17 protein-coding genes are annotated in these 17,861 nt (G+C 70.8%); 9 read left to right on the forward strand and 8 right to left on the reverse strand.

The genetic code is table 11. From position 1 onward, the window contains the following. Positions 1 to 5: 5 nt before the first annotated feature. The 4 genes from QSK17_RS23940 (at position 6) to QSK17_RS23955 (ending at position 3,220) form a co-directional block, all read left to right on the forward strand. A complete protein-coding gene (locus QSK17_RS23940) occupies positions 6 to 503 on the forward strand; it encodes a DUF1269 domain-containing protein (RefSeq protein WP_285707415.1) in 498 nt (165 codons plus the stop codon). Positions 504 to 658: 155 nt separating this feature from the next. Continuing rightward, the gene (locus tag QSK17_RS23945) at positions 659 to 1,255 is read left to right on the forward strand and encodes a nucleoside triphosphate pyrophosphatase (RefSeq protein ID WP_285707416.1); all 597 of its coding nucleotides are present in this window, start codon (positions 659 to 661) and stop codon (positions 1,253 to 1,255) included. Between the two features lie 57 nt (positions 1,256 to 1,312). Then, positions 1,313 to 2,089 carry an EI24 domain-containing protein gene (locus tag QSK17_RS23950; protein ID WP_285707417.1) on the forward strand — a complete coding sequence of 259 codons (777 nt, stop codon included), beginning with the start codon at positions 1,313 to 1,315 and terminating at the stop codon, positions 2,087 to 2,089. 60 nt (positions 2,090 to 2,149) lie between these two features. After that, positions 2,150 to 3,220: a DUF4192 domain-containing protein gene (locus QSK17_RS23955; protein WP_285707418.1), complete on the forward strand. Its 1,071-nt coding sequence runs from the start codon at positions 2,150 to 2,152 to the stop codon at positions 3,218 to 3,220. Positions 3,221 to 3,233: 13 nt separating this feature from the next. On the opposite strand, the gene QSK17_RS23960 is transcribed toward QSK17_RS23955, so the two are convergent. Then, positions 3,234 to 3,587: a hypothetical protein gene (locus QSK17_RS23960; protein WP_285707419.1), complete on the reverse strand. Its 354-nt coding sequence runs from the start codon at positions 3,585 to 3,587 to the stop codon at positions 3,234 to 3,236. A gap of 311 nt (positions 3,588 to 3,898) precedes the next feature. Here QSK17_RS23960 and QSK17_RS23965 point away from each other — a divergent pair, with 311 nt between their 5' ends. After that, on the forward strand, positions 3,899 to 4,483 hold the full coding sequence (locus QSK17_RS23965; protein WP_285707421.1) for a DUF1707 and DUF4870 domain-containing protein: 585 nt from the start codon (positions 3,899 to 3,901) through the stop codon (positions 4,481 to 4,483). An 83-nt stretch (positions 4,484 to 4,566) separates the two neighbouring features. On the opposite strand, the gene QSK17_RS23970 is transcribed toward QSK17_RS23965, so the two are convergent. The 4 genes from QSK17_RS23970 to QSK17_RS23985 form a co-directional block, all read right to left on the reverse strand. Then, entirely contained in the window at positions 4,567 to 6,093 is a 1,527-nt protein-coding gene (locus QSK17_RS23970; protein ID WP_285707422.1) for an ATP-dependent DNA ligase, read from the reverse strand. A 52-nt stretch (positions 6,094 to 6,145) separates the two neighbouring features. Beyond that, a complete protein-coding gene (locus QSK17_RS23975) occupies positions 6,146 to 7,633 on the reverse strand; it encodes a glycosyltransferase family 39 protein (protein WP_285707423.1) in 1,488 nt (495 codons plus the stop codon). Between the two features lie 92 nt (positions 7,634 to 7,725). Beyond that, the gene (locus tag QSK17_RS23980; RefSeq protein WP_285707424.1) at positions 7,726 to 8,100 is read right to left on the reverse strand and encodes an FKBP-type peptidyl-prolyl cis-trans isomerase; all 375 of its coding nucleotides are present in this window, start codon (positions 8,098 to 8,100) and stop codon (positions 7,726 to 7,728) included. A gap of 111 nt (positions 8,101 to 8,211) precedes the next feature. Continuing rightward, positions 8,212 to 9,651 carry a GuaB1 family IMP dehydrogenase-related protein gene (locus tag QSK17_RS23985; protein WP_285707426.1) on the reverse strand — a complete coding sequence of 480 codons (1,440 nt, stop codon included), beginning with the start codon at positions 9,649 to 9,651 and terminating at the stop codon, positions 8,212 to 8,214. Positions 9,652 to 9,768: 117 nt separating this feature from the next. On the opposite strand from QSK17_RS23985, the gene QSK17_RS23990 reads away from it, so the two are divergent. Beyond that, the gene (locus QSK17_RS23990; RefSeq protein WP_285707427.1) at positions 9,769 to 10,242 is read left to right on the forward strand and encodes a GyrI-like domain-containing protein; all 474 of its coding nucleotides are present in this window, start codon (positions 9,769 to 9,771) and stop codon (positions 10,240 to 10,242) included. A gap of 63 nt (positions 10,243 to 10,305) precedes the next feature. Here the strand turns inward: QSK17_RS23990 and QSK17_RS23995 are convergent, their stop codons facing one another. After that, on the reverse strand, positions 10,306 to 11,427 hold the full coding sequence (locus QSK17_RS23995; RefSeq protein WP_285707428.1) for a CaiB/BaiF CoA transferase family protein: 1,122 nt from the start codon (positions 11,425 to 11,427) through the stop codon (positions 10,306 to 10,308). Between the two features lie 224 nt (positions 11,428 to 11,651). Between QSK17_RS23995 and QSK17_RS24000 the strand changes: the two genes are divergently transcribed. Then, a complete protein-coding gene (locus QSK17_RS24000; RefSeq protein ID WP_285707429.1) occupies positions 11,652 to 13,022 on the forward strand; it encodes an FAD-binding oxidoreductase in 1,371 nt (456 codons plus the stop codon). Between the two features lie 3 nt (positions 13,023 to 13,025). Continuing rightward, a complete protein-coding gene (locus QSK17_RS24005; protein WP_285707430.1) occupies positions 13,026 to 14,285 on the forward strand; it encodes a class I SAM-dependent methyltransferase in 1,260 nt (419 codons plus the stop codon). 45 nt (positions 14,286 to 14,330) lie between these two features. Here QSK17_RS24005 and QSK17_RS24010 read toward each other — a convergent pair whose 3' ends face one another. Further along, positions 14,331 to 15,854 carry a long-chain-fatty-acid--CoA ligase gene (locus tag QSK17_RS24010; protein WP_285707431.1) on the reverse strand — a complete coding sequence of 508 codons (1,524 nt, stop codon included), beginning with the start codon at positions 15,852 to 15,854 and terminating at the stop codon, positions 14,331 to 14,333. Between the two features lie 173 nt (positions 15,855 to 16,027). Between QSK17_RS24010 and QSK17_RS24015 the strand changes: the two genes are divergently transcribed. Next, positions 16,028 to 17,299: a cytochrome P450 gene (locus QSK17_RS24015; RefSeq protein ID WP_285707433.1), complete on the forward strand. Its 1,272-nt coding sequence runs from the start codon at positions 16,028 to 16,030 to the stop codon at positions 17,297 to 17,299. A 123-nt stretch (positions 17,300 to 17,422) separates the two neighbouring features. Here the strand turns inward: QSK17_RS24015 and QSK17_RS24020 are convergent, their stop codons facing one another. Next, positions 17,423 to 17,797, reverse strand: coding sequence for a CBS domain-containing protein (locus tag QSK17_RS24020; protein WP_285707434.1), 375 nt, complete (start codon positions 17,795 to 17,797; stop codon positions 17,423 to 17,425). Positions 17,798 to 17,861 lie beyond the last annotated feature (64 nt).

The following is a 17,861-nucleotide window of genomic DNA, read 5'->3' on the forward strand; positions in this document are numbered from 1 at the left end:
TCGATATGTCGAATCTGATCGCTGTCGCGTACGACGACGTCGCCACCGCGAACAGCGTCCGGGACAAGCTCTTCGAGCTGCAGAAGCAGAACCTGATCATGCTGGCGGACGCGGCCGTCGCGGAGCGGACCCAAGACGGCAAGATCAAGCTGCACCAGTCGACCAGCACGACCGGAGTCGGCGCCATGGGCGGCGCGCTCTGGGGCGGTCTCATCGGACTCATCTTCTTCATGCCGCTCATCGGCATGGCCGTGGGTGCCGCGTCAGGCGCCGCGGCGGGCTCGATGACCGACGTGGGCGTGGACGACAAGTTCATGAAGCAGGTCGGCGAGGAGCTCAGGCCGGGCTCCGCCGCGCTCTTCCTGCTCGTCACGCAGGTCACGCCGGACAAGGTCATCCCTCAGATCGCGCCGTACGGCGGGAAGATCATCCACACCTCGCTGTCCAACCAGGCCGAGGAGAACCTGCGCCAGGCGATCGCGGGTGCCACCCGCCAAGGCTGAGATCGTCCGCCGTTCCCGCGCGGGACGGGCGTCCGTAAGACGGGGGTCCCGGTCAAACCGGGACCCCCGTCCTATTCCCCTAGCCGAGGGAAGTGAGCATGGCCGGTGTCCAGGGCCGGGCCGTACAGCGAACGCGCCCACTAAACTCGGGTTCCGTGACCGAACTCGTCCTCGCCTCCGCGTCCCCGGCCCGCCTCGGAGTCCTACGCGCCGCCGGCCTCGATCCGAAGGTGATCGTCAGCGGCGTGGACGAGGACGCGATCACCGCGGACACCCCCGCCGCCCTGTGCCTGGCTCTCGCCGAGGCCAAGGCCGCCGTCGTCGCGGCCACTCTCGAGGCCGGCCTCGTCGTCGGCTGCGACTCCGTGCTGGAGCTCGACGGCGTCGCGTACGGCAAGCCGTCGTCGCCGGAGGACGCCGTGTCGCGCTGGCGGTCGATGCGAGGGAGGACCGGCCGCCTGCTCACCGGCCACTGCGTCATCGACGTGGTGTCGGGCCGCAGGGCCGCCGATGTGGGGGTGACGGTCGTTCGGTTCGGCACCCCGACGGACGACGAGATCTCGGCCTACGTCGCCAGCGGGGAGCCGCTGAGGGTGGCGGGCGCGTTCACCCTCGACGGCCTCGGCGGGTGGTTCGTCGACGGCATCGACGGCGACCACGGCAACGTCCTCGGCATCTCCCTTCCGCTGCTCCGCCGCCTGCTCGCGGCGGTCGGCGTCCCCGTCACGCGCCTCTGGCCCACGGCGGGCTGACCTCCCGCGGGTCCGGCGCGATCGCGGAGCATGATCCGAGACGCTAGCCTGCCGGACATGAGCGACATCGTACGGCCGGTCCGGCGAGAGGCCGGCGGCCTCATGAGCGGCGTCGGCTGTGCTTTCAAGGGTCTCGGCTGGGTGGCGCGGCATCCCCGGTGGTGGCTGTTCGGCCTGATCCCCGCGCTGATCGCGTTCGTCCTGTACGCCTTCGCCCTGGTGTGGCTCGGCACGCACGCCGGTGACCTCGCCGAGTGGGCGACCCCGTTCGCGGACGGCTGGGGCTGGCGGGACGTCTTCCGGACGCTCGTCGGCATCCTGTTCTTCGTGGGCGGCCTCGCCTTCGCGGTGCTCACCTATGCCGCGGTGACCCTGGCCATCGGCGAGCCCTTCTACGAGAAGCTGTCGGAGAAGGTCGAGGAGGACCGCGGCGGCCTTCCCGACGCCGTCGAAGCGCCCTTCTGGCGGTCGCTGGGACGGTCCATCCGCGACAGCCTCATCACGCTCTTTTACGTGCTGCTGTTCACGATCCCGCTGTTCGTGCTCGGCTTCGTGCCGGTGATCGGCCAGACCGTCGTGCCCGTGCTCGGCGCGATCGTCTCCGGCTTCTTCCTCACCGTGGAGCTGACCGCCCTGCCGCTGGAACGACGCGGCATCCCGCGCAAGGAGCGTTTCGCCCTGCTGCGCGGGGACAAGGGGGCCACCCTCGGCTTCGGCGTGCTCCTCTTCCTGGCGTTCCTGGTGCCCCTCGTGGCCGTCGTCCTCATGCCGGCCGCGGTGGCGGGCGCCGCGATGCTGGTGCGCGAGCGGCTGGTTCCTCCACAGCGGGCCTGATATCCCCAGAAACCCGTTCGGCCGTTCGGCGGGGGAGCGCGTCGGCGACGCTTTCGGTCCATGACCTCCATCTCGACCCTCGTGCTCTCCACCCCCGCCGACATCCTCGCGGCCGTGCCGTACCTCCTCGGGTTCCACCCGCAGGACAGCCTGGTCGTGGCGGCGTTCGCGGGGAGCGCGCTGCGCGTGACCACCCGCTGGGACCTGCCACTCGGGCCGAGGGCGCTCGACCCGCTGGCCGCGCTGCTGCGGCGCGAGCCGATGACCATGGCCGTGCTCGCAGGGTACGGCCCGGCCGCCCTCGTGACCCCCGCGATCGACGAGGCCACCCGGCTGCTCCGCGAGGCCGGGGTTCAGGTCGCCGAGGCGCTCCGCGCCGACGCCGGGCGCTACTGGTCCTATGTCTGCGCCCAGGCGGACTGCTGCCCGCCCGAGGGCACGGCGTACGACCCGGTGTCCGGCCGCGTCGCCGCCGAGGCCGTCGTGCACGGCCTGGTCGCGCTGCCCGACCGGCGCAGCCTGGCACGCTCGGTCGAGTCCTATGGCGGGCTCGGCCGGGTGGCGATGGGCCAGGCAACGCGACGGGTCGTGGCGGAGACCCGCACCCTGCTCACCTTGGCGGAGCGGCCCGACGAGACCGCCGCCGCGTTCGTGGCCGCCGGGCTCGCGCGCGTCCGGTCGGCGATCGGCCGCTACGACTCCGGGGGCCGCCTCGACGACGAGGAGGCCGCGCGGCTCGGCCTCGACCTGATCGTCATCCGGGTCCGGGACGAGGCGTGGGCGCTGATCGACGATGGGCCGGCCCACCTCGCCCTCTGGCGGGACCTCACCCGGTGCCTGGAGCCGCGTTTCGTCGCTCCAGCCGCCTCCCTGCTCGCTGCGGCGGCGTGGCGCGGCGGGGACTGCGCCCTCGCCGGTCTCGCGCTGGAGCGCGCGCTGGCCGCCGACCCGGCGTACTCGATGGCGAATCTGCTCTGCCAGGCCCTGCGGCACCTGCTTCCCCCCGACGCCCTGCGCGAGCGCATGCCGGCGCCGGAGGAGCTGGACGCGCAGATGGGCCGTCCGCGGATGAGCTGGCTGGTGCCGTTGCTCGCGATGCTCGGTGAGGAGCCCTCCCTCCTGGCCGGATAGATCGGCCGGAGCGTCACGGCTCGGTCTGCCGCCGCTCCAGCTCCCGGCGGCGCTCGTTGTACGCGCGCATCCGGGCCGGATAGCCGGTGAGCTGCACGTCGTACACCGGCAGCGCGAGGTCCCTGGCGACGCGGCCGATCACGGCCGGCGACCCGACACGGCGGCGGGTCCACTCGCCGTCGTGCGCCACGGCGACGGCGGTGGTGTCGGTGGCGAACGTCTCCGGCTCCACGTAGAACTCGACGCCGCGCCGCGACTTGGCGAACGCGATCAGCGCCTCAATGTCGTCATCCGTGGCCTCGCGGTCGAACTTGGCGACCCGTGGGCCGCGCAGTCGCCTGATGCCGTAACGATCTCGCCATCTCATACCCCTTATATACCGTTCCCCACCGTCAATCCGGGGGCCCAAGCGGCGATCAGTGACCCAACGGATAGGGGGTTCTCGGGGGAGACGTCCGGGATATCCCCGATGGACCGCGGCGGCCGCTCGGGCCGAGGATGGAGGGCGAGACGCTCTTCCGCCCACGCGGCGAGGCAGACTCGAAGGAGAGGCAGACAGGTCGCGGCCGTCCCGGCGCTCACGAGCGTCCGGCACGGTCGCGCCATCGACGGAGGTAGGCATTGATGCCGGCGGCAGCGACACCATCTTGGTCCGGGCGCACGCCCATCCACCCCGAGTTGAGGGTCACGAACCAGGACCGTGACCAGGTGGTCGAGCACGTCAAGGCGGCCTACGCGGAGGGCCGGCTGGACAAGTTCGAGATGGACGAGCGGCTGCACCAGGCGATGACCGCCCGCACGCACGCCGACCTCATCCCGATCATGGACGACCTGTACGGCGTCCAGGCCGCCGCGTACACGCCCCCGCCCGGGCCCGCGGTGCCGCCGAGCCGTCAGGCGCGGGCCGCGGGATACCACCCGCGGGCCGGATACCCCGGCGCCGTGCCCGTCGATGGCGGCGACCGGGTGGGCGGAGCGGCGGCGCACCTGCTGACACTGTGCGGCCTGTTCGTGGTGGGCCCACTGATCATGCTGCTGACCGCCGGCCGCACCTCGCCGTTCATCAGGAGGCACGCGGCCGAGTCGCTCAACTTCCACCTCACCGTGTTGGGGGCGACCCTGCTGCTGCCCTTCACCGTCGTCGGACTGGTACTCATCCCGTTCATATGGATCCTGGGCTTCGTGCTCGCCGTCGTCGGCGGCGTCTCGGCCATCGCCGGCGGCGACTTCCGCTACCCCCTGACGGTCCGCCTCGTGAAGTGACGCCAGGGCCGCCCCGGTAAGGGAACGCCGTCTTGGAGAGCCTGGGTGCCCGTCGTCGCCACCGTCATCTTCGCTCTGGCGGGTCAGGGCATGAGGGCGCGGAGCGTCGACACGGTGTCGGCCTCCTCGGGCCGCTTGTCCGGCCGGTAGCGCAGCACACGCGCGAATCGCAGCGCCATTCCGCCCGGATAGCGGGTCGACCGCTGCACCCCGTCGAAGGCGATCTCCACCACGAGCTCGGGCTTCACCCTGACCACCCAGTCGTCGGCCGGTCCCTCGGCCAAGCGGAGGAACTGCTCGGTCTGCCAGGCCAGCAGCTCGTCGGTGAGACCCTTGAAGGTCTTGCCGAGCATCACGAAGCCGCCGGTCTCCGGGTCGAGCGCGCCCAGGTGGAGGTTGGACAGCCAGCCCTCGCGCCGCCCGCTGCCCCACTCGGCCGCCAGCACGACGAGGTCCAGCGTGTGCCGGGGCTTCACCTTGACCCATCCCGCTCCGCGCCGGCCCGCGGCGTACGGCGCCTGGAGCGACTTGGCCACCACTCCCTCATGGCCCCGGCGTACGGCGTCGGCGAAGAACGCCTCGCCCGCCTCGGCGTCGGCCGTGACGAGGCGGGGCGCGACGATCTCGGCGGGCACGGCCCCGGCCAGCACGGAATGCCGATCCTCGGCGGGCAGGTCGAGCAGGTCCGCGCCGCCCACCCGGAGGGCGTCGAAGAAGAAGACGCTCAGCGGCACCGCGGCCCGGGCGGTCTCGACGTCGGTCCTGCTCGCGACCCGGCCCGAGGTGACCTGGAACGGCTCGGGCCGCCCGTCCGGCCGCAACGCGATGACCTCGCCGTCGAGCACGAGGTCGCGCTCCGGCAGCCGGAGCAGAGCCTCGACCAGCTCGGGCACCTGCGGTGTGATCTCCTCCAGCGTGCGGGTGAAGACGCCGACCCGGTCGCCGGACCGGTGGGCCTGCACGCGCACGCCGTCGAGCTTCCACTCCAGCGCCGCCGGGCCGCCGATCTTCTCCAGCGCCGCGGTGACGGACGGCGCGCTCTGCGCGAGCATGGGAGCGACCGGCCGTCCCACCTCCAGATGGAACGCGCGCAGCTCCTCGACCCCGCCGCGCAGGGCGGCGGCGCCCACGGCGGGCAGCCAGCCGCGCAGCGTCAGCGCCCTCCTGATCTCGGTCGTGGGGATGCTCGCCGCCTTGGCGAGCGCTTCGATCATCACGCCGTCGAGGGCGCCCTGGCGCAGCTCGCCCCGGATCAGCCGCTGGAGGAAGGACTGCTCCTGGCGGGTCGCCGCGCTGAACAGCTCGTCGACGAGCGCCCTGCGCGCCGTCTGCGACCCGGGGCCGGACTGGGCCTTGATCCGCTCGAAGAAGGAGTCGACCTGGGTCAGGGTGGCCGTGGCGACCTGGCGCGGCTCGGGAGCCTCGCTGAGGGTGCGCGGGCCCACGCCGATCTGGCGCTGGGGGATCTCACCGGAGAGGTAGGCGATCGCGATCTCGGCTTCCTCGGGCGACACCCTGCCGAGGAGCTCGGCCAGATGTGCGATCTTGGCCAGTCGGGCCGAGTCCGCCGCCACGGCCGCGGACGTCCGGGCAAGGTCGATCAGCAACACATCGTCATCCTGCCTCACGGCACCGCCGTCTGCCCATCCGGGGCCCCGGCGGTCAGCTGTAGTGGCGCAGCTCAGGCCACAGGGCCGTCCATGACGTCACCGGGTCGCGGCACACGGTGACGGGCACGCCCTGCTCCTCTCCGGCCATGCCGTCGATGGACGCGGTCCGATCGCAGCGGGCGAACCGCCCGGTCAGAAAGGACGACGGGGCTCCCACCACGACCGCGACGCGGGCCGTCTCGGGTGGCGGCCCCCACCAGTAGAGCTCATTGTGCGGGCTGTGGACCGGGGGCAGGTCGTACGTCCCGGCCCACCGGTCCAGCGCTCCCGCCTCGCCGTAATTGCTCGCCAGCAGTACGGCCCTGGCCCGGTCCCGCGCCGGAAGGGCCCGTACGACCGCGGCCACCTGGGCGGCGAACCCCGGCCAGCCCACCGACTCGCGGGCCACCTCGTTCGCCAGGGCGACCGGGGTGCCGCGCAGCGAGGCGGCCGGGATGACCGGAAGGGCGAAGACGACGTTGTTGAGCGCGCCGAGAGCGACCGCCGCCACGACGAGTACCCGCCGCCGGTGCCGCCCGGTCAGCCATTCCACCGTGGGCGCGCAACCAGCGGCGAAGAGCAGGAGGAGCAGTCCGGCCACATAGTCGGGCCGCCCTCCCGAATAGAGGGCGAGCGCGCAGCACAGCGGATAGGCGATCGCCGCCGACCGGGTGACGCGGTCCCGCCAGAGCCGGATCCACCCGGCGACCATGACGGGGATGAGCGGCCAGCTCACCAGCACGAGCTGCAGCGGGACGAACGTGACGCGGTTGTCGGCTCCCTCGTCGATCTTCAGGGCGGCCGCCATCTGCAGTTGGGGCCATTCGTGCGTCGACTGGTAGACCACGTTCGGGGCGGCGATCGCCAGCGCGAACAGCGCGCCGAGCCAGAGGCGCGGGTCGCGCAGCACCGCCCGGGGCCCGGCCAGCAGGAGCCCGGCGCCGACGCCGATGAGCAGGAGCACGATGAGCTGCCGGTTGTAGGCGGCCACGCCCACCACCGCCCCGGCGGCGAACCACCAGCGGCCGTCCCCGCGCAGCAAGGCGCGCAGGATGAACAGGATCGCCGCCGTCCACAGCGGCAGGTCCAGGGTCAGGGTCAGCAGCGCGTGCCCGGCGACCAGCGGGAACAGGCCGGTCGCGGTGCCCGCCGCGGCGAGGATCTGCGCGGTACGGCTCCCGCCGAGTTCGCGGGCCACGCAGGCCACGAGGACGACGAGGACCCCGGTCAGCAGCGCGGGGACGACGCGCAGCGCGGCGACGGTGTCACCGAAAAGCGCGGTGGAGATCCGGGCCACCAGCGGCGTGAGTGGCGGCGTGTCGAAATAGCCGAGCCGGTGGTGCTGCCCGAGCAGGCGGAAGTAGAGCTCGTCGCGGTGGTAGCCGTACCAGGGGCTGACCGCGAGCAGGACGCCGGTGACGGCGAGCGCGACGGCGCCGACGGGCCGGAGGGCGAAGCGGGGAACGGGGGGTCCCTGGCGGATCTCGGTGATCGTGACCACGTGACCATAATCGACGCGATGATCCCGGATCGGAACCCCCGGGCGCGGGCCTTCACACGCGACGCGCGTGTGAAGGCCCGCGCCCGGTCGGATCAGCTCACGTCGAGCAGGTCCACCACGAAGATCAGCGTCTCGCCCGGCTTGATGACGTTGCCGGCGCCGCGGTTGCCGTACCCGAGGTGCGGCGGGATGGTCAGCCGGCGGCGCCCGCCCACCTTCATCCCGGCGACGCCCTGGTCCCAGCCGGCGATGACCCGGCCGCCGCCCAGCGGGAACTGGAAGGCCGAGCCGCGGTTCCACGACGCGTCGAACTCCTCGCCGGTCGAGAACGTGACGCCGACGTAGTGCACGCTTACGGTGTGTCCCGGCTTGGCCTCCGGGCCGTCCCCTTCGATGAGATCGACGATCTCCAGGTCCGCGGGCGGAGCGCCCTCGGGGAAGTCGATCTCGGGCTTTTCCAGTGCCACCTGGCTCTCCTTGTCGTGGTCGCGTCACTCGGGGCCCGGGCCCCATGCCCAGGCCAACCGGATGACTCTACCGGGCATCGCCCGGCGGTCCGGGACGCATGGGAGAGTTCGTCACCAGCTCTGGTGCAGTGGCATGCCCTCCGTATAGCCGGACGCGCTCTGGACGCCGATGACCGCGCGCTCGTGGAACTCCGCGAGGCTGGTGGCGCCCGCGTAGGTGCACGAGGAGCGCAGACCGGCCACGATCGCGTCGATCTGGTCCTCGACGCTCGGCCGTACCGGGTCGAGGAACATCCGCGAGGTGGAGATGCCCTCCTCGAACAGCGCCTTGCGCGCCCGCTCGAACGGCGTGTCCTCCGCCGTGCGCAGCCGTACGGCACGGGCGGAGGCCATGCCGAAGTTCTCCTTGTACTTCCGGCCGTCGGCGGTGGTTCGCGTGTCGCCCGGCGACTCGTACGTCCCGGCGAACCAGGAGCCGATCATGACGTTGGACGCCCCGGCGGCGAGGGCGAGCGCCACGTCGCGCGGGTGGCGCACCCCGCCGTCGGCCCACACGTGGCGACCCAGCCTGCGGGCCTCGGCCGCGCACTCGAGGACGGCGGAGAACTGCGGGCGCCCGACGCCCGTCATCATCCGGGTGGTGCACATGGCGCCGGGGCCGACGCCGACCTTGACGATGTCCGCGCCCGCCTCGACGAGGTCGCGGACGCCCTCCGCGGTCACCACGTTGCCGGCCGCGACGGGAACGCCCGGATCCAGCGCCCGCACGGTCCGAAGCGCGGAGATCATCTTCTCCTGGTGGCCGTGCGCGGTGTCCACCACGAGGACGTCCACGCCGATGTCGAGCAGTTCCTTCGCCCGCGCGCCCACGTCGCCGTTGACGCCGACCGCGGCGGCGACGCGCAGCCGTCCCGACGCGTCCACGGCCGGCTCGTACAGCGTGGCGCGCAGGGCGCCCGTGCGAGTCAGGACGCCGACCACGCGGCCGTCCTCGTCGACGACGGGGGCGAGGCGGTGCCTGCGCTCGTGCAGCGCGTCGAACGCCTCCCTGGGGTCGGTGCCCCGGGGCAGGGTCTGCGGTGACGGCGTCATGACCTGGGAGAGCTGGGTGAACATGTCCACACCGTGGCAGTCGGCCTCCGTGACCACGCCGACCGGGCGGTTGTCCCAGTCGACGACGATGACGGCGCCGTGCGCCCGCTTGGGCAGCAGGTTCAGCGCCTCGCCGACGGTGTCGTGCGGGGTCAAGGTGATCGGCGTGTCGTGGACGAGGTCGCGTTGCTTCACCCAGGTGATCACGTCGGCGACCACGTCGAACGGGATGTCCTGGGGGATCACGGTGATGCCGCCGCGTCTGGCCACGGTCTCCGCCATCCGGCGGCCCGCGACGGCGGTCATGTTGGCCACGACGATAGGGATGGTGGTGCCGGTGCCGTCCTTCGCCGACAGGTCGACGGCCAGCCGCGACCCCACCGACGAGCGGGACGGGACCATGAACACGTCGCTGTACGTGAGATCGTAGGGCGGCGTCACATCATTCAGGAATCGCACGTTTGTCCAGCCTATGTGGTGAAGGGGCAAAGTTGGCATTCCCACCACACCTATGGCGTGCACCTGGGATTCGCTTCGTAGGATCCATGGTGGCGAGGGAACCCATTGGGAGGAACCGTGATCATCGTGGACCGGCCGGAGGTGCTCGTCGTCGGCCATGCCGTACGGACGACCAACGCGGCGGAGGCCGATCCTTCCCGCGCGCAACTGCCGGCGCTGTGGGCCCGGGCGGGGGCGTCCGGGGCGTTCGCCCACGTGCCCGGCCGCGTGGACGAGAACCTGTACGCCGTGCTGACGGACTACGAGAGCGACCACAACGGGGCGTACACCCAGATCGTGGGCGTCGCGGTGCACACCGCGGCGCGGCTGCCCGAGGGCATGGTGGCCGTCCGGGCGCCCGGCGTGTCGGCGATGCGCCTGGAAGCACGCGGTCCGATGCCCGGCGCGCTCCTGGACGCCTGGCAGCAGGTGTGGCAGCACACGGAGTCCGGCGGCACGCCGCCCCGCGCGTTCACCACCGACCTGGAGGTCCACCACCCGGCGGGCGTCGACGTCTACGTCGCGGTGCTGCCGTCCTTCGGCGACGCCTGAGCCCTGCCCGGCGCCCAGGGCCGGGGTGATGGCGCCGGGGTGAGCCGGCCTCGAAGACGTCCGTCAGGCCAGCACTCCCTTCTCCCGCAACGCGGTCGCGGCCGCGTCGTCCAGCCCCCAGGCGCCGAGGTCGAGCAGGCGGGTGGCGGGAGCGAGGTCGCTCCGTCCCGCCCCCAGCAGCCGGGGCGTGGGCGCCGGCTGCGTCATCCCGTCGACCTCGACGAAGGCGCCGCGCGCCTCGTTGTGCGGGTGGCGCACGGCCTCGGCCATCGAGAGCACCGGGGACACGCAGGCGTCTGACCCCTCGAAGACCGCCTCCCACTCGGCCCGCGTCCTCGTGCGGAACTCGGCGGCCAGCCGCTCGCGGATCTCCGGCCAGTTGGCCCGGTCGTCGCGGTCGGGAAGGTCGGCGAGGCCCATCTTCGCCACCATCTCGGCCCAGAACTGCGGCTCCAGCGCGCCCACGGCGAGGAACCCGCCGTCCGCGGTCTCGTAGGTGTCGTACATCGGGGCGCCGGTGTCCAGCAGGTTGGTGCCGCGCGGGCCCCAGAGGCCGGCCTGCACGGCGTGGTAGAACATCGCGAACAGGGTGGCCGCGCCGTCGACCATGGCGGCGTCGATCACCCGGCCGCGCCCGGTCCGCTCCCGCTCGAAGAGCGCGAGCAGGACGCCGTACGCGAGCATGAGGCCGCCGCCGGCGAAGTCGCCCAGGATGTTGATCGGCGGGGTGGGCCTGCCTCCCTCGCGGCCGAGCATCGACAGCGTGCCGGAGACGGCGATGTAGTCGATGTCGTGGCCGGCCCTCGGCGCCAGCGGGCCGTCCTGGCCCCACCCGGTCATCCGGCCGTACACCAGCCGCTCGTTCACGGCGTGCAGGTCGGCCGGGCCGATGCCGAGCCGCTCGGCCACCCCCGGCCGGAACACCTCGATGACCACGTCCGCGTTGGCGGCGAGCGTCTTGAACGCCGCGACGCCCTCGGGCGACTTCAGATCGAGCCCGATCGTGCGCTTGCCCCGGTCCATCACGTCCCGGCGCGGCCGGTCGCTCACCGCGGCCACCCGGTCGACGCGCAGGACCTCCGCGCCGTGGTCGGCCAGCATCATCCCCGCGAACGGCCCGGGGGCGAGACCGGCGAGTTCCAGCACGCGCACCCCGGCCAGTGGGCCCTTCCCCGGTTCACTCATCGGAGCCTCCTCGGCGTCACGTCCGTATGGCCGCCAAGTAGAACAAGGTTCGGTCTGCCGGTGCAAGCCGAGGTGGGGGGCGGATTTCCCGGCACCCCCTGGCGGATCATCGATGTCGGAGCCCTGATAGTTTTCACGGGCTTAACGTGTCCGGTCTGGTCTGCGATGGTTTCCAGGGATACCGTGCCCTAGAGACGATCTCTAACATTCCTGGGGGTGGTTTCATGCCCGAGCGCACGGCCAGTATGACCGCCCATCACAAGGCGGTCGAGCAGATCAGGGAGTCGTACGCCGCGATTCCCGAAGGCGCCGCGCCCCGGTTGGCCAAGGCCACCACGAACCTGTTCCGCTTCCGCGAGCCGACCAAGACGGCCAGGCTCTCCGCGCGCGATCTCGACCAGGTCATCGAGGTGGATCCCGAGACCATGACGGCCGAGGTCCAGGGGATGACGACGTACGAGAACCTCGTCGACGCCACCCTGCCGTACGGCCTGATGCCGTGCGTCGTGCCGCAGCTCAAGACGATCACGCTGGGCGGCGCGGTGACCGGGCTCGGGATCGAGTCCAGCAGCTTCAGGGACGGCCTGCCGCACGAGTCGGTCGAGGAGCTGGAGGTCCTGACCGGCGACGGCAGGATCGTCGTCGCCCGCGCGGACAACGAGCACGCCGACCTGTTCCGCTCCTTCCCGAACTCGTACGGCACGCTGGGCTACGCCCTGCGGATCCGGATCAAGCTGGCCCCGGTCAAGCCGTTCGTCCGGCTGACCCACGTGAGGTTCACCGACGCGGCCAAGTGCATGCTCGCCCTGCAGGAGATCTGCCAGAGCGGCGAGCACGACGGCGAGCGGGTCGACTTCGTCGACGGGACCTACTTCGGGCCCGACGAGCTCTACATCACCGTCGGCACGTTCGCCGACAAGGCGCCCTACGCCTCCGACTACACGGGGATGCGCATCTACTACCAGTCGCTGCGGACCCGCACCCGCGACTGGCTCACCGTCCGTGACTACCTGTGGCGCTGGGACACCGACTGGTTCTGGTGCTCGCGCGCGTTCGGGGTGCAGCAGCCGTTGGTCCGCTCGCTCCTGCCGCGCCGCTGGCTCCGCTCCGACGTCTACCGGCGGCTCGTCGGCCTCGACCAGAGGTACGGCGTGACCGCGCGGCTGGACCGCTGGCGGAACAATCCGGTGCAGGAGTCGGTCATCCAGGACGTCGAGGTGCCGGTCGAGCGGGGGGCGGAGTTCCTGGAGTTCTTCCAGGAGCAGGTCGGCATGACGCCCGTCTGGATGTGCCCGCTCAAGGCGACGGGGGAGTGGTCGCTCTACCCGCTGGAGCCCGGGCGGCTCTATGTGAACTTCGGCTTCTGGGGAATGGTGCCGCTGCCCCGGGGCGCGCACGACGGTCATCACAACCGCTTGATCGAAAACGCCGTGCACGAGCTGGAGGGGCACAAGTCCCTCTACTCCACCTCCTTCTACGAGCGGGAGGAGTTCTGGCGGCTGTACAACGGGGACGCCTACTGGCCGGTCAAACGCTCCTACGACCCCGGTGGGCGGTTACTCAACCTGTATGAGAAGTGTGTACGGGGAAGGTGATGCATGAAACTCGCCGAGATCTTCGAGAAGATCGTTGGCCCGAACGCGGACGTGCAGTTCGTCGCATATGACGGGAGCAAGGCGGGTCCCCCCACCGCCGACGTCCGTGTCGAAGTGAAGTCGCCCATCGCGGTCGCGTATCTCGCACAGGCCCCGGGAGAGCTCGGTATGGCCCGGGCGTACGTCTCCGGCCACATCGACGTCCACGGCGACATGTACGAGCTGCTCAACCGGATGTGGTCGCTGACGCTCAACGACCTCCCGCTCAGCGAGAAGATCGCCGCGGTCCGCGCCCTCGGCACCAAGCCGCTGCTGATGCGGGTGCCCCCGCCGCCCCAGGAGATGCGGCGCAGCACGCTGGCCCGGCTCGGCAGCAGGCACGCCAAGCAGCGCGACGCCGAGGCGATCCACCACCACTACGACGTCTCCAACCAGTTCTACGAGTGGGTGCTCGGCCCCTCCATGGCGTACACATGTGCGGTCTTCCCGTCCGCGGACGCCACGCTGGAGGAGGCGCAGTACGCCAAGTTCGACCTGGTGGCCAAGAAGCTCGACCTCCAGCCGGGCATGCGCCTGCTCGACATCGGCTGCGGCTGGGGCGGCATGGTCATGCACGCCTCCCGCGAGTACGGCGTGAAGAGCCTCGGCGTCACGCTCTCCCGGCAGCAGGCCGAGTACGCGCAGAAGGCGATCGCCGAGGCCGGCCTGTCCGAGCTGGCCGAGGTCCGCTTCATGGACTACCGCGACGTCAAGGAGTCCAGCTTCGACCGGGTCAGCTCGATCGGCCTCACCGAGCACATCGGCAAGGACAACCTGCCGTCATACTTCTCGTTCCTGTACAGCAAGCTCAAGGCGGGCGGGCGGCTGCTCAACCACTGCATCACCCGGCCGACCGGCAAGGAGAAGACGATCAACAAGGGCGGTTTCATCAACCGCTACGTCTTCCCGGACGGCGAGCTGGAATCGACCGGCCACCTCGTCCGCCAGATGGAGGACACCGGCTTCGAGATCCGCCACCAGGAGAACCTCCGAGAGCACTACGCCCTCACGCTCCGCGAGTGGTGCGCCAACCTCGACGCCCACTGGGACGAGGCGGTCCGTGAGGTCGGCCGGGGCACGGCCCGGGTGTGGCGGCTCTACATGGCCGGGTGCGTCGTCGGGTTCGAGCGGAACAAGGTCCAGCTCCACCAGGTCCTCGGCGTCAAGCTCGACCGCGACGCGAACTCCCACGTGGCGCTCCGCCCGTCGCTCGACTGGCCCTGAGCCGGGCGGAGGCCGTTCGTGGTCTTCGACGCGCCGTCGTGACCGCTACCGCAGCTCGCGCTTGAGGATCTTGCCGGTAGCGGTCATGGGCAGGGCGTCGCGGAACTCGATGATCCGCGGGTACTTGTAGGCCGCCATCGTCTCGCGGCACCAGGCGACCAGCGCGTCCTCGGTGACCGTCGCGCCCGCGTTGCGGATGATGTACGCCTTGATCTCCTCGCCGTGCGAGTCGTGCGGAACGCCGACGACCGCGGCGAGCGAGACGTCTTCGTGGGTCATCAGCACCTCCTCGATCTCGCGCGGGTAGACGTTGAAGCCGCCCCGGATGATCATGTCCTTGGCGCGGTCGACGATGAAGTAGTAGCCGTCCTCGTCGCGCCTGGCCACGTCACCGGTGCGGAACCAGCCATCGTTCATGACCTCTGCTGTCGCCTCGGGCCGGTTGAAGTAGCCCTTCATGACGTTGTGGCCGCGGACGGCGATCTCGCCGAGCTCGTCCTGGGTGTTCCACTCGGCGTCGACGAGCTTCATCTCCACGCCCCAGATGGGGGTGCCGATCGAGCCCGGCTTCATCGGCCGGCCCGGCTGGTTGAAGGACGCCACCGGCGAGGTCTCGGACAGGCCGTACCCTTCGAGAACGCCGATGCCGAAGGTGGCCGAGAAGTCCTTCAGCACCTCCACGGGGATCGCCGCGCCGCCGGAGACGGCGGTGACCAGGGTGGAGGGCACCTCGGCGGCGCCGGTGTGGATCGCGGTCAGCATCGCCCAGTACATCGTGGGCACGCCGGCGAACATCGTGACCTTCTCCGCCGCCATCAGCTTGAGGGCGTCCACCGGCTCGAACCGGGGCACGAGCACCAGCGCGGCGCGCCGCCGGAACCCGACGTTCATCATCGTGGTCTGGCCGAACGAGTGGAACAGCGGCAGCGTGGCCAGGAAGACGTCGTCACCCTGGCGGGGGAACATCTCGTCGCTGACCATGGCGTTGAGCAGCATGTTCTGGTGGCTGAGCTCGGCGCCCTTGGGCTGCCCGGTGGTGCCGCTGGTGTAGAGGATGACGGCGGTGTCGTCCGGCGCCGTCTGCACCGTCTGGAACTCGCCGGACACCCCGTCGAGCGCGGCCCAGAAGGTCTCGCCGTACTGCGACTCGGTGGCGAACGCCTGCGCGGGCAGCACGACGAAGTGCTCGGCGCCGGACTCCTCGAAGCCCTTGAGGCCGCGCTCGCCGAGCGGGAGCTCGGGGGTGCCCTCGAAGCAGAAGAACGCCTTCGCATCGGAGTCGTCGAGGTGGTAGGCGATCTCCCGCGACTGGAGCAGCACGTTCAGCGGGACGACGGTCGCGCCCGCCTTGAGGATGCCGAAGTAGACGAAGGGGAAGTAGGGAAGGTTGGGGCAGGCCAGCGCCACCTTGTCGCCCTTGCCGATGCCCCGGAAGACGAGCAGGTTCGCCACCTGGTTGGCGATGGTGTTGACGAGGGAGTAGGGCAGGCGCAGATCTCCGAAGACGACGGCGGTCCGGTCCGGGGTTTCCCGGGCGCTGTCCTCGAGCACGACAGAGAGATTGAGCATCGCCGCTCCTCGGTTCCTTGGGGGGTTACATACCGACCGGTTGGTAACACACCGTACTAGTAGATCGCCCCGAATGTCATGATCGTAAGGACATCTGGCGGAGGCCGGAGGGGTGTGGCACTATCGAAAACCGAACGCGATTCCAGTCCCTCACAGGCCCGGAGGCCCGGCCCATGACGACTCAGCCCGCGGATCGCACGCCGATCAGGTCGGCGGCCGATGTCAACCTGACCGACTGGGACTTCTGGGCCCGGCCCATCGCGGAGCGTGAGCACGCCTTCCGCCTGCTGCGCGACCTGGAGGTGCCCGCCTTCTACGCCGAACCGGAGCTGTCGTTCGCGCCGGCGGGCCCCGGCTACCACGCCCTCGTACGGCACGCCGACATCGTCGAGGTGAGCCGGAACCCCGAGGTCTTCTGCTCGGGCGACGGCGGCGCGACCAACATCGTCGACATGCCGGCCGAGTTCGTCGAGTACTTCGGCTCGATGATCAGCATGGACGACCCCCGGCACGCCCGGCTGCGCCGGATCGTCTCGCGGGCGTTCACGCCGAGGATGATCAAGCAGTTCGAGGCCGACGTGGAGGCGGCGGCCGTCCGCATCGTGGACGAACTGCTGGCGAAGGGGCCGGGATGCGACTTCGTCGCCGAGGTGGCCGCCCGCCTGCCCTTGAAGATCATCTGCGACATGATGGGGATCCCGGAGCGGGACTACGGGTTCGTCTTCGACCGGTCGAACATCATCCTCGGCGCCTCCGACCCGGAGTACGTCAGTGACCCGGAGGCCATCGCCACCGCGCTGCTCACCGCCGGGATGGACCTGCAGCAGCTCGTCCAGGACCTGGCCGCGCACCGCACGGAGAACCCGACGGGAGACCTCACGTCCTCCCTCGTCAACGCCAACATCGACGGCGAGCGGCTGACCGCGCAGGAGCTCGGCTCGTTCTTCATCCTGCTCGTCGTCGCGGGCAACGAGACCACCCGCAACGCCATCTCGTACGGCATGCGCCTGCTCACGCTCAACCCGGAGCAGAGGAGACTCTGGACGGAGGATTTCGCCGGGCGGACGCCGGGCGCGGTCGAGGAGATCGTCCGGCTTGCGTCACCGGTCAACTACATGCGCCGCAAGGTCACCCGCGACCATGAGATGAACGGCCACCTGTACCGGCAGGGCGAGAAGGTCGTCCTCTACTACTGGTCCGCGAACCGGGACGAGTCGGTCTTCACCGATCCGCTCCAGTTCGACATCCTCCGCGACCCCAACCCGCACCTCGGCTTCGGCGGGCCCGGCCCGCACTTCTGCCTCGGCGCCCACCTGGCCCGGCGGGAGATCAGCGTCATGTTCCGCGAGCTGCTCACCCGCGTCCCGCGGATCGAGGCTGGCGAGCCGGAGATTCTCTTCTCCAGCTTCATCAACGGCACCAAGCACATGACCTGCACGTTCTGACCGGCTCGGCCGGCGGTGCCGGTTCCCGAGCGACCAGGCACCTTCCTGAGCTCGCAGTTCAGGCCGTTTCGTCCGACACCGCAGTGGGACTGCCGCCAGGAACGACAGCTTGCTGATCAAGCGCTAGGGCGCCCATGTCTCCAACGCGAGCAGATCGCGCATCGACACCATGCCCACCAGACGCCCGTTCTCGTCCACCGGCATGTGCCGCACTCCGGCCTCCAGCATTCGGAGGGCGACGTCACGGGTGTCCTCGTCCAAGCGCGCGGTCCGTAGCTCCATCGAGGCGCACGCGGCGGCGTTCACCGTGGTGGGGTCCCGGTACGTGGCCAGCGCCCTCGTCAGGTCACGCTCCGTGATCACCCCTGTGACCCGCTCGCCTTCCAGTACGGCCAGCGCGCCGACGTTCTTCTCCATCATCTGTCGCGCCACCTCGGGCAGCCGCTCATCGGCCTGGCATCCGAAGACCATCGGACGGTAGACGTTCCTGATGCGCATCGTCCCTCCTCTGGAGCCGTCTATTCAGAGAAGCACACCCCGTACGGAGATCCGCACGACAGGG

This window comes from Microtetraspora sp. NBRC 16547 (genome assembly GCF_030268965.1).
Lineage (GTDB): Bacteria > Actinomycetota > Actinomycetes > Streptosporangiales > Streptosporangiaceae > Microtetraspora.

Coding starts and splice junctions, on each gene's coding strand:
- QSK17_RS23940 (WP_285707415.1), top strand. CDS start 6: ATGTCGAATCTGATCGCTGTCGCGTACGACGACGTCGCCACCGCGAAC.
- QSK17_RS23950 (WP_285707417.1), top strand. CDS start 1,313: ATGAGCGACATCGTACGGCCGGTCCGGCGAGAGGCCGGCGGCCTCATG.
- QSK17_RS23955 (WP_285707418.1), top strand. CDS start 2,150: ATGACCTCCATCTCGACCCTCGTGCTCTCCACCCCCGCCGACATCCTC.
- QSK17_RS23960 (WP_285707419.1), bottom strand. CDS start 3,587: ATGAGATGGCGAGATCGTTACGGCATCAGGCGACTGCGCGGCCCACGG.
- QSK17_RS23995 (WP_285707428.1), bottom strand. CDS start 11,427: ATGAGTGAACCGGGGAAGGGCCCACTGGCCGGGGTGCGCGTGCTGGAA.
- QSK17_RS24000 (WP_285707429.1), top strand. CDS start 11,652: ATGCCCGAGCGCACGGCCAGTATGACCGCCCATCACAAGGCGGTCGAG.
- QSK17_RS24005 (WP_285707430.1), top strand. CDS start 13,026: ATGAAACTCGCCGAGATCTTCGAGAAGATCGTTGGCCCGAACGCGGAC.
- QSK17_RS24010 (WP_285707431.1), bottom strand. CDS start 15,854: ATGCTCAATCTCTCTGTCGTGCTCGAGGACAGCGCCCGGGAAACCCCG.
- QSK17_RS24015 (WP_285707433.1), top strand. CDS start 16,028: ATGACGACTCAGCCCGCGGATCGCACGCCGATCAGGTCGGCGGCCGAT.
- QSK17_RS24020 (WP_285707434.1), bottom strand. CDS start 17,797: ATGCGCATCAGGAACGTCTACCGTCCGATGGTCTTCGGATGCCAGGCC.